The organism is Micromonospora sp. CV4, assembly GCF_003667455.1.
Lineage (GTDB): Bacteria > Actinomycetota > Actinomycetes > Mycobacteriales > Micromonosporaceae > Micromonospora.
On sequence record NZ_RCVI01000205.1, the window covers coordinates 18,716 to 33,344 of the forward strand.

Consider the following 14,629-nt stretch of genomic DNA (forward strand, 5'->3'; position numbering starts at 1 on the left):
TGATAGTCAGGGACCAAACGAAATAGCCACCGCGGTGGTTACGAACGCGATCTGCAGAGCCGTGCGCTGGCCGAGCGGGGTGACTGGCCTCCCGGCCAGGGTCAGCTTCCGGCGGGCGGCCGAGACGTTGGCCGGGAACATCGCGAGCATCAGCAGGCCGAGCCCGGCGGCGGCCAGGCGGGCGGTCGCGGGGATCAGCAGGCCCACCGCGCCGACGAGTTCCAGTACGCCGGTGACGGTGACCAGCAGGTCCGGGCGGGGCAGGCCGGTCGGGACCATCGCGATCAGGTCGGTGCGGCGCTGCCCGGCGAAGTGCGCGACGGCGGTCAGCGTGAACATCAGGGCCAGGCCAACCCGTAGTGCGGGGTGCCAGCCGTCGAGCGCGGAGATGCCGGCCAGGCCGGCGAGTCGGGCCAGCGCGGTGCCGACGACCAGAGCGATCAGGGGTGCCATCGAAATCCTCCTCGTGAACTTGTCAGTGGCAAGATTGCCTCGACGAGTGCCATCTTGTCAATGGCAAGATAGGATTCGGGCATGACCGGACCGCGCGCCTACCACCACGGCGACCTACGCCGCGCCCTGCTCGCCGCAGCTCTGGATGCCATCGAGGAGGTCGGGCCCGCCGCGCTGAGTCTGCGCGATCTCGCCCGCCGGGCCGGTGTCTCGCACGCCGCACCCGCCCACCATTTCGGCGACAAGGCGGGCCTGCTCACCGCGCTTGCCGCCCAGGGCTTCGACCTGCTGGCGCAGAAGCTGGTCAACGCGGACGACGTGCTGGAGGCCGGGGTCGCGTACGTCGACTTCGCCGTCACGCACCGCGCGTACTTCGAGGTGATGTTCCGGCCCGAGCTCTACCGGGCGGACGACGCCGAACTGGTCGCGGCCCGGGAGCGCTCGGGCGCCGCGCTCCGTTCCGGGGTGGCCACCCTGCCCACCGGTGGCGCACCCGCGGACACCGACCGGGACGCGCTCGCCGCCTGGTCGATCGCGCACGGCTTCGCCACCCTCTGGCTGGCCGGCGCGTTGCCGGAGCGGGTGGGCGACAACCCCCGCACGGCAGCCCGCGACGTCCTGCGCCGCCTAGCCCGGTAACCACCCTTCCACGGCGTCGATCATGGAGTTGTGGTGGGCGATTCGCCGGTCGCTGCCCGTTCTGTGCGGCACCACAACTCCATGATCAACCCGGATGGCGGTCACCAGCTGGTGGGCAGCGGCATTCCCTCGGTGAAGCCGGCGGCGCTCTGCACGCCGACGATCGCCCGCTCGTGGAACTGCGTCAGGTCCCGGGCGCCGGCATAGGTGAAGGCGCTGCGCACCCCGGCGATGATCTCGTCGATCAGGTCCTCGACGCCGGGCCGGGCCGGATCCAGGTACATCCGCGCCGAGGAGATGCCCTCCTCGAACACCGCCTTGCGGGCCCGGTCGTACGGGCTGTCGTCGGCGGTACGGGCGCTGACCGCCCGCGCCGAAGCCATCCCGAAGCTCTCCTTGTACCGGCGACCGTCCGCGTCGGTGTACAGGTCGCCGGGGGACTCGTAGGTGCCGGCGAACCACGAACCGATCATCACGTTCGAGGCGCCGGCGGCGAGCGCGAGCGCCACGTCACGCGGGTGCCGTACGCCGCCGTCGGCCCACACGTGCCGACCGAGGTCGCGAGCCGCCGCCGCGCAGTCGAGCACGGCGGAGAACTGCGGACGGCCCACGCCGGTCATCATCCGGGTGGTGCACATCGCACCCGGGCCGACGCCGACCTTGATGATGTCGGCGCCCGCCTCGACCAGGTCGCGTACCCCTTCGGCGGTGACCACGTTGCCGGCCGCCACCGGCACCCCCGGGTCGAGCTTGCGGACCGCCTGCAGCGCGGAGATCATCCGCGCCTGGTGGCCGTGCGCGGTGTCCACGACCAGCGTGTCCACCCCCGCCTCCAGCAGCGCGGCGGCCTTGCCCGTGACGTCCCCGTTGATCCCGACCGCCGCCGCGATGCGCAGCCGACCCCGGTCGTCCACCGCCGGCGTGTACAGCGTGGCCCGCAGCGCGCCCTGGCGGGTCAACACCCCGACCAGTCGGCCGTCGGCGTCCACCACCGGGGCGAGCCGGCGCCGGCCCGCGGAGAGCCGGTCGAAACCGGTACGCGGGTCCGCGTCCGCCGGGACGGTGTGCAGCTCGGTGGACATCACGTGCCGCAACTGGGCGAACCGGTCCACGCCGATGGTGTCCGCCTCGGTGACCACGCCCAGCGGACGGCCGGCCTCGTCCACCACGATGACCGCGCCGTGCGAGCGCTTCGGCAGCAGGTGGATGGCGTCGCCAACGGTCTCGGTGGGGCCCAGGGTGATCGGCGTGTCGTAGACCAGGTGCCGCTGCTTGACCCAGCCGACGACGTTCGCCACGACCTCGATCGGGATGTCCTGCGGGATCACCGCGATCGCGCCCCGCCGGGCCACCGTCTCGGCCATCCGCCGGCCGGCGACCGCGGTCATGTTCGACACCACCAGCGGGATGGTGGTGCCGGTGCCGTCGCCGGTGGAGAGGTCGACGTCGAGCCGGGAGCCGAGGTCGGAGCGGGCCGGCGCCATGAAGACGTCGGTGTAGGTCAGGTCGTGCGCGGGGACCGCGCCGTGAAGGAACTGCACCCGGCCATCATTCCCGCTCGTGGCTGATCCAGCCGCCTGTGGTCATGGAAAACACTCCCGCCGCCGTCCTGCGCGAGCGGCGGCGCGCCCGGTCAGCCCAGCAGAAGCGCCACGGCGAGCCCGGCCATCACGACGGCGATGACCGCGTCCAGCACCCGCCAGGCGGTGGCACGGGCGAGCAGCGGCGCGAGGCGCTGCGCGCCGGCGCCGAGCGCGGTGAACCAGACCACGCTGGCCACGGCGGCCCCGGCGCCGAAGACCCAGCGGTTCGGGTGCTGCTGTGCCACCCCGCCGAGGAGCAGCACCGTGTCCAGGTAGACGTGCGGGTTCAGGTAGGTGAAGGCGGCGCAGGCGAGCAGGGTGGCCCCGAGCGTGGCCGGCGGCCGCTCGGTGGGCAACAGGGCGCCGGGGCGCAGGGCGCGGCGGGCGGCGAGCGCCGCGTAGCAGAGCAGGAACGCCGCGCCGCCCCACCGGATCGCCGTCAGCACGCCCGGCCGGCCCGTCACCAGCGTGCCGACCCCGGCGACGCCCGCCGTGATCAGCAGAGCGTCCGACACGGCGCAGGTGAGCACCACGGGTACGACGTGTTCGCGGCGCAGGCCCTGACGCAGGACGAAGGCGTTCTGGGCGCCGATGGCGACGATCAGGGCGATGGAGATCGAGAAGCCGGCGAGGGCGGAGGTGAGCACGGATCGACGCTAGGTGCGCGGGCCAGCACCAGTCCAACTAAAGTTTCTCAAGCAACATAAGCTCTGCTGATGGACGGTCTCGACTCGGCGCAGTTGCGGACGCTCGCCGCGGTGGTCGCGGAGGGCAGCTTCGAGGCGGCGGCGCGGCTGCTGCACGTCACGCCGTCGGCGGTGAGCCAGCGGATCAAGGCACTGGAGGAGACCGTCGGCCAGGTGCTGGTCCGCCGGACCCGACCGTGCGTGGCGACCGAGGCGGGACGGCCGCTGCTGCGCCTGGCCGGCCAGCTCACGCTGCTCGAACGGGAGGCGCTGGCCGATGCCCGCGGTCCGCTGTCCGGCGGCGGCCGCGTCCGGGTCGCCGTGGTGGTCAACGCGGACTCGCTGGCCACCTGGTTCCCCGCCGCCCTGGCGCGACTGCCGCAGCGGGCCGGGCTCTCCTTCGACCTGCGGCAGGACGACCAGGACCACACCGCCGAGCTGCTCCGGGACGGGTCGGTGACGGCGGCGGTGACCGCCCAGCGGGAGGCCGTGCAGGGCTGCCGGGTGCTGCGGCTCGGCGCCATGCGCTACCGCGCGCTGGCCACGCCGGAGTTCGCGGCGGCCCACTTCGCCGACGGGTTCAGCCCTTCCGCGCTGGCCGGGGCGCCGCTGGTCGTCTTCGACCGCAAGGACCGGGTGCAGCACCGCTTCATCCGGGCGGTGGCGGGCCGGTCGCTCGACCCGCCGGTGCACTACGTGCCGTCGGTGCCGGCCTTCAGCGAGGTGATCCGGCTCGGGCTGGGCTGGAGCCTGGTGCCGGAGCAGATCGCGGAGGCCGATCTGGCCGCCGGCCGCTGTGTCGACCTCGCGCCGGGCCGGCACCTCGACGTCCCGCTCCACTGGCAGCACTGGCGGCTGGAGTCGGACGTGTTGAACGCCCTGACCACCGCCGTCCGCGCGGTCGCCGCCGAGACCCTCCGCTGACCGCCTGCCCGGCGCGTCGCGCCGACCTCCCGCCGGAAGGATCCGTCAGGGGACCTCCGGACAGCTCAGGCGATGGTGCAGATCGCCGCGCCGGCGGTGATCACGGCACCCACCTCGGCGGTGAGTCCGCTGACCGTGCCGGCCTTGTGGGCGTGCAGCGGCTGCTCCATCTTCATCGCCTCCAGCACCACGACCAGGTCACCCTCGGCCACGGTGTCGCCGTCCGCCACCGCGATCTTGACGATCGTGCCCTGCATCGGCGAGGTGAGCGTGTCGCCACCGACCGGTGCGCCGGCCTTGGCCCCGCCACCGCGCCGGGTCGGCTTGCGGGAGGCGGGCGCGGCGGTGGTCGTACCCCCGCCGAAGCCGGCGGGGAGGCTGACCTCCAGCCGCTTGCCACCCACCTCGACCACGACGGTGTCGCGCTCGGCCGGCGCCTCGGCGGCGCCGGCGGCGGCGGCGAACGGCGGCACGGTGTTGTGGAACTCCGTCTCGATCCACCGGGTGTGCACGGTGAACGGCTCGGCGGTGAACGCCTCGTCCCGCACCACCAGCCGGTGGAACGGCAGCGCGGTGGCCATCCCGTCGATCACCATCTCGTCCAGCGCGCGGCGGGCCCGCTCCAGCGCCTCGGTACGCGTCTCACCGGAGATGATCACCTTGGCCAGCAGCGAGTCGAAGTTGCCGCCGATCACGTCGCCGGCAGAGATGCCGGTGTCCACCCGGACACCGGGGCCGGTGGGCAGTCGCAGCGCGGTGACCGTGCCGGGGGCGGGCAGGAAGTTGCGGCCCGGGTCCTCGCCGTTGATCCGGAACTCGATCGAGTGCCCGCGCGGCGTCGGGTCCTCGGTGATGCGCAGCTTCTCGCCGTCAGCGATCCGGAACTGCTCGCGGACCAGGTCGATGCCGGCGGTCTCCTCGGTCACCGGGTGCTCGACCTGGAGCCGGGTGTTGACCTCCAGGAAGGAGATGGTGCCGTCCACGCCGACCAGGTACTCGACCGTGCCGGCGCCGTGGTAGCCGGCCTCGCGGCAGATCGCCTTGGCGCTGTCGTGGATCTGCGCACGCTGGGCGTCGGTGAGGAACGGCGCGGGTGCCTCCTCGACCAGCTTCTGGTGCCGCCGCTGCAGGGAGCAGTCCCGGGTGCCGACCACGATCACGTTGCCGTGCTGGTCGGCGAGGACCTGCGCCTCGACGTGCCGGGGCTGGTCCAGGTAGCGCTCGACGAAGCACTCGCCCCGGCCGAACGCCGCGACCGCCTCCCGGGTGGCCGACTCGAACAGCTGGGGGATCTCCTCCATGGTCCGGGCCACCTTGAGGCCGCGACCGCCGCCGCCGAAGGCGGCCTTGATGGCCACCGGCAGGCCGTGGTCGACGGCGAACGCCATCACCTCGTCCGGGCTCTCCACCGGGTCCGGGGTGCCGGGAACCAGCGGCGCGCCGGCGCGCTGGGCGATGTGCCGCGCGGTGACCTTGTCACCCAGGTCGCGGATCGCCTGCGGGGTGGGGCCGATCCAGGTCAGCCCGGCGTCGATGACCGCCTGGGCGAAGTCGGCGTTCTCGGACAGGAAGCCGTAGCCGGGGTGCACGGCGTCGGCGCCGGCCCGTGCGGCCACGTCGAGCAGCTTGTCGATGCGCAGGTACGTCTCGGTCGCGCTGTCCCCGCCGAGCGCGTACGCCTCGTCGGCGAGCGTGGCGTGCAGGGCGTCGCGGTCGGAGTCCGCGTACACCGCGACACTGTCCAGGCCGGCGTCGCGGCAGGCGCGGATCACCCGGACGGCAATCTCGCCGCGGTTGGCGATGAGTACCTTGCGCACCTTCGTGGCTCCTCCCGGCAGGTTACTGACCGGGAGTGTATCGGCCGACCTGGTGACCCTAACGATCGCTCAGTGTGGGATGCCGCACTGTCCCGCCACGGTTTAGTCAAACTTGGCTATTACGCTTGTCGGGTGTCTTCGACTCGGATGATGATCCTCGGCCTGGTGCGGTGGATGCAGCCCGTGCACGGCTACGACGTGCGCCGTGAGCTGCTGAGCTGGGGTGCCGACAAGTGGGCGAACGTGCAGCCCGGCTCGATCTACCACGCCCTGCGCAAGCTCACCGAGGAAGGCCTGATCAGAGCCGTTGCCACCGAGCAGGTCGGCGCCCGTCCGGCGCGTACGACGTACGAGGTGACGCCGGTGGGGGAGGACGAGTTCCAGACGTTGCTGCGCGGCTTCTGGTGGGGCCTGTCCGAGCCGCTGGACCCGTTCTCCGCGGCGTTCGGCTTCCTGCCGGCGCTGCCCCGCTCCGAGGCCGCGGCGGCGCTGCGGAACCGGGCCAACCTGCTGCGCGCCAACGTCGCCTCGATGCGGGCCTCGTTGGAGTCCGACTGGATCCGTAACAGCAAGCCGGTGCACGTCGGTTGGATGTTCGAACTCTGGGCGGCGCGGGCGGAGGCGGAGTTGAGCTGGTGCGAGCAGGTCGCGGACCGGGTCGAGTCCGGTGTGTCGTACCTGCCTGCTGAACTGGAGAACGCCGAGGGCTGGTCGGCCTGGAGGGAGGGTGGAGCGCCACTCGACGCCGACCCGGAATAATCAACGTTGACTAAAAAAGCTATATCGCGTTAGCCTGCTCGCGGCACAGCGGGGAGTGCGCCGTCCGGCGTCGTCCCCCTCGACGGCCGGCTGCCGCCGGCCCGGACGACCAGGAGCAGAGATGATCGAGACCAGGGGGCTGCGGAAGTCGTTCCGCTCCCGCGCGGGTCGAGAGACGAAGACGGTGGACGCCGTGCGGGGCGTCAACCTTGAGGTCGCCGAGGGCGAGATCTTCGGCTTCCTCGGCCCGAACGGCGCCGGTAAGACCACCACGCTGCGGATGCTCGCCACGCTGATCGAGCCGGACGGCGGCGAGGCCACCATCGCCGGCGCCGACCTGCGCAAGGCTCCGGCCGAGGTGCGCCGCCGGATCGGCTACGTCCCGCAGGGCGGCAGCACCTGGGACGAGTCGACCGCCCGCGAGGAACTGGTGCTGCACGCCCGGATGTACGGCATCGGCAAGGCCGACGCGCAGCGGCGCGCCGCCCGCGCGCTGGACGCCTTCCAGCTCACCGAGTACGCCGACCGCAAGTGCAAGACCTACTCCGGCGGCCAGCGCCGACGGGTGGAGATCGCGCTCGGCATCATCCACGAGCCGAAAATCGTCTTCTTGGACGAGCCGACCACCGGCCTCGACCCGCAGAGCCGCGCGCACATGTGGGACGAGATCCGGCGGCTGCGCCGGGACGGGATGACCGTCTTCATCACCACGCACTACCTGGACGAGGCCGACGCGCTCTGCGACCGGATCGCGATCATGGACAACGGCGAGGTGGTGGCGGAGGGCACTCCGGCCGAGCTCAAGCGGGAGATCTCCGGCGACGTCGTGCTGGTCGGCCTCGACCTGGCCGTCACCCCGCAGGCCGCGCAGGCGCTCGACGGCGAGCCGTACGTCAACAAGTTGGAGACCGCCGACGAGGGCGGCCTGCGCCTCTACGTCGACGAGGGCGCCACCGCCATCCCGCAGGTGCTGCGCAGACTCGACCAGGCCGGGCTGGACCTGCGCTCGATCGAGCTGCACCGGCCCAGCCTGGACGACGTCTTCCTGACCAAGACCGGCCGCTCGCTGCGCGAGTCCTGACCATCCCGGAGACGACTCATGAAATTCGCCCGTGACACGTGGCTGATCTTCCAGCGGCAGACCCAGCTCCTGCTGCGCAACCCGGTCTGGGTCTTCGTCGGCGTGTTCCAGCCGGTGATGTACCTGCTGCTCTTCGCCCCGCTGCTCAAGCCGGCGCTGAACGCGCCCACCCAGGCCGCCGCCTACAAGATCTTCGTACCCGGTCTGCTGGTGCTGCTGGCCATCTTCGGTGGCCTGTTCCAGGGCTTCGGCCTGATCGCCGAGCTGCGCGCGGGAGTTATCGAACGCTCCCGGGTCACCCCGATCAGCCGGCTCGCCCTGCTGCTCGGCCGCTCGCTGCGCGACGTGGTCTCGCTCATCGTGCAGGCCGTCATCATCACCCTGCTGGCGCTCCTGTTCGATCTGCGGGTGTTCATCGGGGACCTGCTGCTCGCGTACCTGATGCTGGCCCTGATCGCGCTGATGACCTCGGCCGTCTCGTACGGCGTCGCGCTCAAGGTCAAGAGTGAGGACGCTCTGGCCCCGCTGATGAACACGGTGGCGCAGCCGGTGCTGCTGCTCTCCGGCATCCTGCTGCCGTTGACCTTCGCACCCGGCTGGTTGCAGGCCATCGCCGACTGGAACCCGTTCTCCTGGGCGGTCGACGGCACGCGGGCGCTGTTCGCCGGTGACCTCGGCAGCGACAAGGTCTGGCAGGGTCTGACCATCACCGCGGTGCTCGCCGCGGCGGGGGTCGTCTGGGCCGCACGCCAGTTCGCCCGCAGCGTCCGCTGAGGATGGCTGGCTGGGTTCCTACTTGATCAACACGAGTTCCTGGAAATCGGGGTGTCCTGTGTAGCGGGACACCCCGATTTCCGTGGTTCAGCGGTTGTCAGCGCACCCGGGCGAGGGTCAGACCGTCGGCGACCGGCAGCATCACCTGGTCCACCCGCACGTCGGCCAGCACCTCGTCGTTGAAGGCGGCGATGGCCCGGTCGCCGGCGTCCTGCGGCGCGATCACCCGCCCGCCGCGCAACACGTTGTCGACGGCGATGACCCCACCGGGACGCATCCGGGGCACCAGCTCCGCCCAGTAGATCGGGTAACCGGTCTTGTCCGCGTCGATGAACGCGAAGTCCAGGTGCCGCTCGTGCGGCAGCTCGCGCAGCCGGTCCCCGGCCGGACCGATTCGCAGGTCGATCCGGTCCTGCACACCCGCGCGGGCCCAGTAGCGCCGGGCGATCCCGGTGAACTCCTCGGAGATGTCGAAGCAGGTCAGCCGCCCGCCCTCGGGCAACCCGCGGGCGATCGCCAGCGACGAGAGCCCGGTGAACGTGCCGACCTCGACGGCCTGCCGCGCGTCGAGCAGCCGGGTGAGGAAGGTCAGGAACGCGGCCTGTTCCGGAGCGACCTGCATCGTGGCGTGCTCCGGCAGCACCGACCGGGTCTCCTCGGCCAGGTCCCGGATGATCTCGTCCGGCGCGGCGCCGTGCGCGACCAGGTAGGCGTGCAGCTCGTCGGTGAGCGGGATCGATTTGGTGGTCATGACCGGACGTTACCGAGCGGCTCGACCGACTGGCCGCCAGGCGCGACCTTCGTCCACAGATCCGTGATCCGCAGGTCCAGCTCGGCGAGGAGGCGGCGCAGCAGCGGCATCGACAGCCCGACCACCGTCCCCGGGTCACCCTCGATCCGCTCCACGAACGGCCCGCCCAACCCGTCGATGGTGAACGCGCCGGCCACCGCCAACGGCTCGCCACTGGCCACGTACGCGGCGATCTCGTCGTCACTGATGTCGGCGAAATGGACGGTGGTCGAGGCGACCGCCTCAGCACGCCGCCCCGCGACAACGTCGATCAGGCAGTGCCCACTGTGCAGGACCCCGCTGCGCCCCCGCATCCGCAGCCAACGCCGGGTGGCGTCCGCCGAATCCGCCGGCTTGCCGAGGATCTCCCCGTCGAAGGCGAGCACCGAGTCGCAGCCGATCACCAACGTCCGCTGGTCGGTCGCCGGGCTCAGCCGGGTCAGCACGGCCTGTGCCTTGAGCCGAGCCAGCTCCAGGCACAGCTCCTCGGCTCGATCGGTCACCACCAGAGACTCGTCCACCCCGCTGACCAGCACGTCCGGCTCGATGCCGGCGGCCTGGAGTAACTTGCGACGGGCAGGGCTCGCCGAGGCGAGCACGAGACGGAGCGGCAGGTAAGCAGACACCCGACCGACGTTACCGGCTGACCGTTCCCACCACGAACATCCGACCCGCACGCACCCCGGGCGGCGGTGCCTGGCGCTCAACCGAGGTTGATCCACTCCACATCACCGACATCGCGCTATCCCACCCCCGCGGACACCCCCACATCGCCAACACCGAGTCGATCACGGGCCGTCGACCGGTCACCGACTGATGCGGGGCGGCGGATCGTCGCCACGCCGCCTCCGCCGCACCAGCAGCGCCCATCCGACACCGGCAGCCACGATCACCCCGAGCGTGGCCAGGCCGCGTACCGACGCGCCGCCGTCGTCGCCCGGCCCAGCGCCGGTCGCCGTGGTCGGGCCACCACCGGCCGGCGCGCTCGCCGACCCGAAACCCACCGGGGGTACGTCTGCCGTCAGCGCCGCCACCAGATCGATCACGCCATAGCCGTACTCGTCGTCGCGCCCGGGCGGACCCTTGTCGATGGCCGTGGCCGTGAGACGGTGGGCCACCTCCTGCGCGGGCAGGTAGGGGTACTTGGACCTGATCAAGGCCGCCGCCCCCGCCACGATCGCCGTCGCGCTCGAGGTCCCTGTGCCCTTCGAATACTTTCCGTCGAAGCTGGTGCTGTAGATGTCGACAGCCGGCGCCACTACGTCGACTTCCGGTCCAGTCACCGAGACGGCCGCGTGCTTTCCTGTACGGTCGACACCGCCAACGGCGATTACTCCCTTTTCGGTAGCAGGGTATCCGATGGCCTGCTCACGAGGCAGATTGCCAACACCAGCGACGACAACTATGTCTGCCTTCAGGGCACCTTGGATGGCCTGGCGTAGCCGTGAGCTGCTTCCGCCGACAGAGGAAATACTTATCACGTCTGCGCCGTTGGCTATTGCATACTCTATTCCTTGCGCCAGATCGTCTGGCTGACCATCGCCGTGCGGCGGAGAATCGTATATAGGCATGATCTTCGCTTCGGGTGCAATGCCCAGCGCGCCTAGCTCTCCACCTTGCCCATGAGCAGCAATCAGGCCGGCCATAGATGTCCCATGGCTATCCCTGTCTTGTCGGCCGTCCCCACTTCCTCCAGCGATGATGTCTATTCCCCTGAGTAAGTTGCTCTTCAGGTCGGGATGTGGGTCAACCCCAGTATCTGGTACAGCGACAACCACGCCGCTGCCACGACTAATCACGTGTGCTTTGGTCGTCTCAACAAAGCCAAGATGCCACTGCTCTGCCCGAATCCGGGCGGCGGCATCAGCGGCTTGACTAGGCTGTGTTGAGAAACTTGTTGGCGTGGCTAAGGCGATGGTCGCCGACAGTGAAGTCAGCAGTGCGGTGGTGCAAATAGTCACCGATTAAATCCAATGGCGGGGCCAGGGTCAATCGGGCCGGGCTCATCTCCTGGGCGGACAACAGGGTTCACTCCTTGGTCAATCTCCCACGGATTATCCGGATCCCATCGGCCAGCTCGATCATCGTCTCGCTGGGGATAGCTCGGGCGTCCTGGAGGCGGACCAATTCCCGTATTGGGCCCCATTGAAGGTGCGCCGCCGATTGGAGTGACGCCGCCGTGAAAGCCGCCAGCTGCACGGCCGCTGCCCGGACGAGACCCAGCGCCCCCGGAAGGTCCAGTGCCAGCCCCACCGCCACCGATCACACCTCCAATCGGATTGACCTTCCGGGGCGGAGTGGTCCCCTGACCCGGTAGACCGAGCCCCGGGACAGGTGGCCCGCCAATCAGTCCGCTAGGGGGTGTCAAGCGTGGCTGCGACATCGGGGACGATGCCTGCGGTCGATTCATGCTGCTGCCAGGTGATCGATTCGTCGAGATCGGCTGGCCTGCTGCACGGGGTGGGATAGACGGGCCGGGTGGCAGCCCAGGTCCTAGATGTGGGCCTGGAGGCGTCGGTGACGGTGGACTTCCTGTGTTCACAGTGGTGGGGCCGCCCACGAGGCCAGTTCCTGCACTGCCTAGAACTGGTCCAACGCCTTGCGCCTGCGGCATGGGCACTGCAACGTCGGTTTTCGCAGGTAGGGCTGCTGCGGGTCTGCTGACCGTTGGCATCGGTACAGGAACGATCGGAGGGATAACAGGCGCTATGGGGTTTGGGCCTAATGCGTCAGGATCCCCAGACTGAATCGGCGGTCGCACCACTGGCGGTTTTTGGAGGGTGGCTTGGGCTTGTTGGAGTTCGCCACTGAGGTTGAACATCATCCCCCGCGCCCGCGCGTTCAGCCGCTCCAGTTCCGCATCCGTGACCGGTGACTGCGTGACCCGGCTGCCCATGACCGCTTTCGGGTCGGCGGCCGTCGCCTCGTACGCCTGCTTCTGTTGGAGCTTGGTCGCGTACTCCTCATGGACCTTGCGAAGCTCGGCGCGGGTGGTGCCGATGGCCTGGGTGGCGGCGGAGAGCGCGGTGTAGTTGGCGGCGGCGGCGTCGTGGGTGTGCCGCACCTTGTCGATCAGCTCGTCGAGTTGGGCGAGGTACGTGCGGGAGGCGGCGCTGGTCTCGGGCGGCCACGCCTCGGCGAGGCCGCGCCGGTACTCGTGGAGCCGGCCGAGGTGGATCTGGGCCAGGTCGCAGACCTTGCGCCAGCCGGCGACCTGCTTCCAGTGGTTGGCGGTGTCGTGGTCCTGTAGGCACGCCCACATGCTGTTGACGTCCATCAGTTGCCAGTCGGTGACGCCGGAGGTGCGGCCGCTGCCCCGTTCGATCACGGCAGCACCACCGGCCGGTCGCCGTCGGGGCCGGTCGGGTCGGGCAGCATCGGCGTCGGGCCTCCGGGCAGGACGGTCCCCGGGTCGGCGAGCGCCCGTTGCACGTCCACCACGCGGGCGGCCGAGAAGGCGTCGGCGTCGGAGTACTGGCTGGCGACGCGGTCGGCGACGGCGGCCAGGTGGCCGGTGGCGCCACGGACGGCGTACACCATGTCGGCGGTGGCCTGCTGCGTCTCGTGGTGGGCGTGCAGGAAGGTGACCAGCTCGATGAAGGCGTCGCACGGGTTGGGCAGTTGGGCGGACATGTCGTCGGCGATGTACGACAGGTGTGGCGCGTAGTTGCGTTCGACCTCTGCGGCGAGCCGGTCGGCGAACTCCCGGAGCTGGCGGATGTCGGCCTCGATGCCGCCGTAGTTGCGCAGCCAGGGGGTTGGCCGGTCCTCTTCGGGGATCATCGATCCTCCCTACCCGTCACGGCACCGTTTCCCTGAGTGAGGTTAACGGCTGGGAGCGACGCTGGCAGCCCCCGCGCGGCGGTTCGGGTCAGCGGGGCAGACCGGCGGAGCGCCATCCGCCCGGGCCGGCCGTGAGCGTCGTGCCGGCCGGTCGAGCGCTGCGCGCCCAGGCGGACGCGGCCGCCGGCGCGGGGGCGGCGGCCGGACGGGACCGGAGGACGATCGCCCCCACCAGGGCGGCCAGTTCCTCGGCGGTGGGCACGCCGCGGACGACCCGGAACAGCGGCTCTTCGGCAGACATGACGCCAGGGTACGCGCCGCGAAGTTACCGGGAACGCAGAGTGGCGTGCCGGCGGTGTGACGATCAGCGGGTCCGGGTACCGTCTCACCGATGTCGAACGCGCTTCCCCAACTCGTCGCTGACCGATACCGGCTTCTGTCGCCGCTCGGCCAGGGCGGCATGGGTCGGGTGTGGAAGGCGCGCGACGAGGTGCTGCACCGGGACGTCGCCATCAAGGAGTTGGTGCCGCCGCCCGGCCTCACCGACGAGGAGCGCCGCGAGATGCGGGAGCGCTCGCTGCGCGAGGCGCGGGCCATCGCCCGGCTCAACCACGTCAATGTGGTCCGCATCTTCGATGTTCTCCGCACCGATGGCGATCCGTGGATCGTCATGGAGTACGTGGCGTCGAAGTCGTTGCAGGACACCCTCGCCGAGGACGGACCGGTGACGCCGGCCCGCGCGGTGGAGATCGGCCTCGGCGTGCTGGGCGCCCTCAACGCGGCGCACAAGGCGGGCGTCATGCACCGCGACGTCAAGCCCGGCAACGTGCTGCTCGGTGACGACGGTCGGGTGGTGCTGACCGATTTTGGTCTCGCGACCATCCCGGGTGACCCGAACGTCACCCGCACCGGCATGGTCCTGGGTTCGCCCGCGTACATCTCTCCGGAGCGTGCCCGGGAGGGCACCGCCGGGCCGGAGGCCGACCTGTGGTCGTTGGGCGCGACGCTCTACGCGGCGGTGGAGGGCAAGTCGCCGTACGCGCGGCCGTCGGCGATCGCCACGCTGGCCGCGCTGGCCACCGAGCCGATGCCGCCGCCGAAGAACGCCGGTCCACTCAAGCCGGTGCTCAACGGCCTGCTGCGCAAGGACCCGAACGAGCGGATCAACGCCGAGGTGGCGGAGCGGCTGCTGCGGCGCGCCGGGGGCAAGCGGGCGCGCAGCATCTCGCTGCTGGATGGCGTACGTCGGCCTGGGCCGAACGGCCCGCGCGAGCCGCGCCCGCCGCTCGTGCCGGCGCCGCGACCCGCCGAGGAGCGCGCCGACCGCCCTGTGTCGCCGC

Annotated in this window: 16 protein-coding genes; 7 read left to right on the forward strand and 9 right to left on the reverse strand. The window is 70.9% G+C overall.

What is annotated here, in order from left to right:
• Window positions 1-6: 6 nt before the first annotated feature.
• Window positions 7-453, reverse strand: coding sequence for a DoxX family protein (locus EAD98_RS07775; RefSeq protein ID WP_121653377.1), 447 nt, complete (start codon window positions 451-453; stop codon window positions 7-9).
• Between the two features lie 81 nt (window positions 454-534).
• On the opposite strand from EAD98_RS07775, the gene EAD98_RS07780 reads away from it, so the two are divergent.
• The gene (locus tag EAD98_RS07780) at window positions 535-1,092 is read left to right on the forward strand and encodes a TetR/AcrR family transcriptional regulator (protein WP_121653378.1); all 558 of its coding nucleotides are present in this window, start codon (window positions 535-537) and stop codon (window positions 1,090-1,092) included.
• Window positions 1,093-1,193: 101 nt separating this feature from the next.
• Here EAD98_RS07780 and EAD98_RS07785 read toward each other — a convergent pair whose 3' ends face one another.
• Together EAD98_RS07785 and EAD98_RS07790 are read right to left on the reverse strand one after the other, a co-directional pair.
• Window positions 1,194-2,633, reverse strand: coding sequence for a GuaB1 family IMP dehydrogenase-related protein (locus EAD98_RS07785; protein WP_121653379.1), 1,440 nt, complete (start codon window positions 2,631-2,633; stop codon window positions 1,194-1,196).
• A 92-nt stretch (window positions 2,634-2,725) separates the two neighbouring features.
• Entirely contained in the window at window positions 2,726-3,322 is a 597-nt protein-coding gene (locus tag EAD98_RS07790) for a LysE/ArgO family amino acid transporter (protein WP_121653380.1), read from the reverse strand.
• Window positions 3,323-3,391: 69 nt separating this feature from the next.
• Between EAD98_RS07790 and EAD98_RS07795 the strand changes: the two genes are divergently transcribed.
• Window positions 3,392-4,285 carry a LysR family transcriptional regulator ArgP gene (locus EAD98_RS07795; RefSeq protein WP_121653381.1) on the forward strand — a complete coding sequence of 298 codons (894 nt, stop codon included), beginning with the start codon at window positions 3,392-3,394 and terminating at the stop codon, window positions 4,283-4,285.
• A gap of 65 nt (window positions 4,286-4,350) precedes the next feature.
• Here EAD98_RS07795 and EAD98_RS07800 read toward each other — a convergent pair whose 3' ends face one another.
• On the reverse strand, window positions 4,351-6,102 hold the full coding sequence (locus EAD98_RS07800) for a biotin carboxylase N-terminal domain-containing protein (protein ID WP_121653382.1): 1,752 nt from the start codon (window positions 6,100-6,102) through the stop codon (window positions 4,351-4,353).
• 147 nt (window positions 6,103-6,249) lie between these two features.
• On the opposite strand from EAD98_RS07800, the gene EAD98_RS07805 reads away from it, so the two are divergent.
• The 3 genes from EAD98_RS07805 (at window position 6,250) to EAD98_RS07815 (ending at window position 8,716) form a co-directional block, all read left to right on the forward strand.
• Window positions 6,250-6,861, forward strand: a complete 612-nt coding sequence (locus tag EAD98_RS07805) for a PadR family transcriptional regulator (protein ID WP_121653383.1) — start codon at window positions 6,250-6,252, stop codon at window positions 6,859-6,861.
• A gap of 121 nt (window positions 6,862-6,982) precedes the next feature.
• The gene (locus EAD98_RS07810) at window positions 6,983-7,942 is read left to right on the forward strand and encodes an ATP-binding cassette domain-containing protein (RefSeq protein WP_121653384.1); all 960 of its coding nucleotides are present in this window, start codon (window positions 6,983-6,985) and stop codon (window positions 7,940-7,942) included.
• A gap of 18 nt (window positions 7,943-7,960) precedes the next feature.
• Window positions 7,961-8,716, forward strand: a complete 756-nt coding sequence (locus EAD98_RS07815; protein ID WP_121653385.1) for an ABC transporter permease — start codon at window positions 7,961-7,963, stop codon at window positions 8,714-8,716.
• 97 nt (window positions 8,717-8,813) lie between these two features.
• Here EAD98_RS07815 and EAD98_RS07820 read toward each other — a convergent pair whose 3' ends face one another.
• The 3 genes from EAD98_RS07820 to EAD98_RS07830 form a co-directional block, all read right to left on the reverse strand.
• A complete protein-coding gene (locus EAD98_RS07820) occupies window positions 8,814-9,467 on the reverse strand; it encodes an O-methyltransferase (RefSeq protein ID WP_121653386.1) in 654 nt (217 codons plus the stop codon).
• Window positions 9,464-10,132 carry a nucleoside triphosphate pyrophosphatase gene (locus EAD98_RS07825; RefSeq protein WP_121653387.1) on the reverse strand — a complete coding sequence of 223 codons (669 nt, stop codon included), beginning with the start codon at window positions 10,130-10,132 and terminating at the stop codon, window positions 9,464-9,466. Before EAD98_RS07825 ends, EAD98_RS07820 begins: the two co-directional genes overlap by 4 nt.
• Window positions 10,133-10,312: 180 nt before the next feature.
• Window positions 10,313-11,305 carry a S8 family serine peptidase gene (locus EAD98_RS07830; protein WP_121653388.1) on the reverse strand — a complete coding sequence of 331 codons (993 nt, stop codon included), beginning with the start codon at window positions 11,303-11,305 and terminating at the stop codon, window positions 10,313-10,315.
• A 1,166-nt stretch (window positions 11,306-12,471) separates the two neighbouring features.
• Between EAD98_RS07830 and EAD98_RS31860 the strand changes: the two genes are divergently transcribed.
• On the forward strand, window positions 12,472-12,756 hold the full coding sequence (locus EAD98_RS31860; RefSeq protein WP_158609778.1) for a hypothetical protein: 285 nt from the start codon (window positions 12,472-12,474) through the stop codon (window positions 12,754-12,756).
• 74 nt (window positions 12,757-12,830) lie between these two features.
• Here EAD98_RS31860 and EAD98_RS07840 read toward each other — a convergent pair whose 3' ends face one another.
• Window positions 12,831-13,289, reverse strand: a complete 459-nt coding sequence (locus tag EAD98_RS07840) for a hypothetical protein (protein WP_121653390.1) — start codon at window positions 13,287-13,289, stop codon at window positions 12,831-12,833.
• Between the two features lie 88 nt (window positions 13,290-13,377).
• A complete protein-coding gene (locus tag EAD98_RS07845) occupies window positions 13,378-13,590 on the reverse strand; it encodes an acyl-CoA carboxylase epsilon subunit (protein WP_121653391.1) in 213 nt (70 codons plus the stop codon).
• 90 nt (window positions 13,591-13,680) lie between these two features.
• On the opposite strand from EAD98_RS07845, the gene EAD98_RS07850 reads away from it, so the two are divergent.
• Window positions 13,681-14,629 (forward strand): serine/threonine-protein kinase (locus EAD98_RS07850; protein WP_147457355.1); only part of this gene is annotated, 949 nt, incomplete at its 3' end.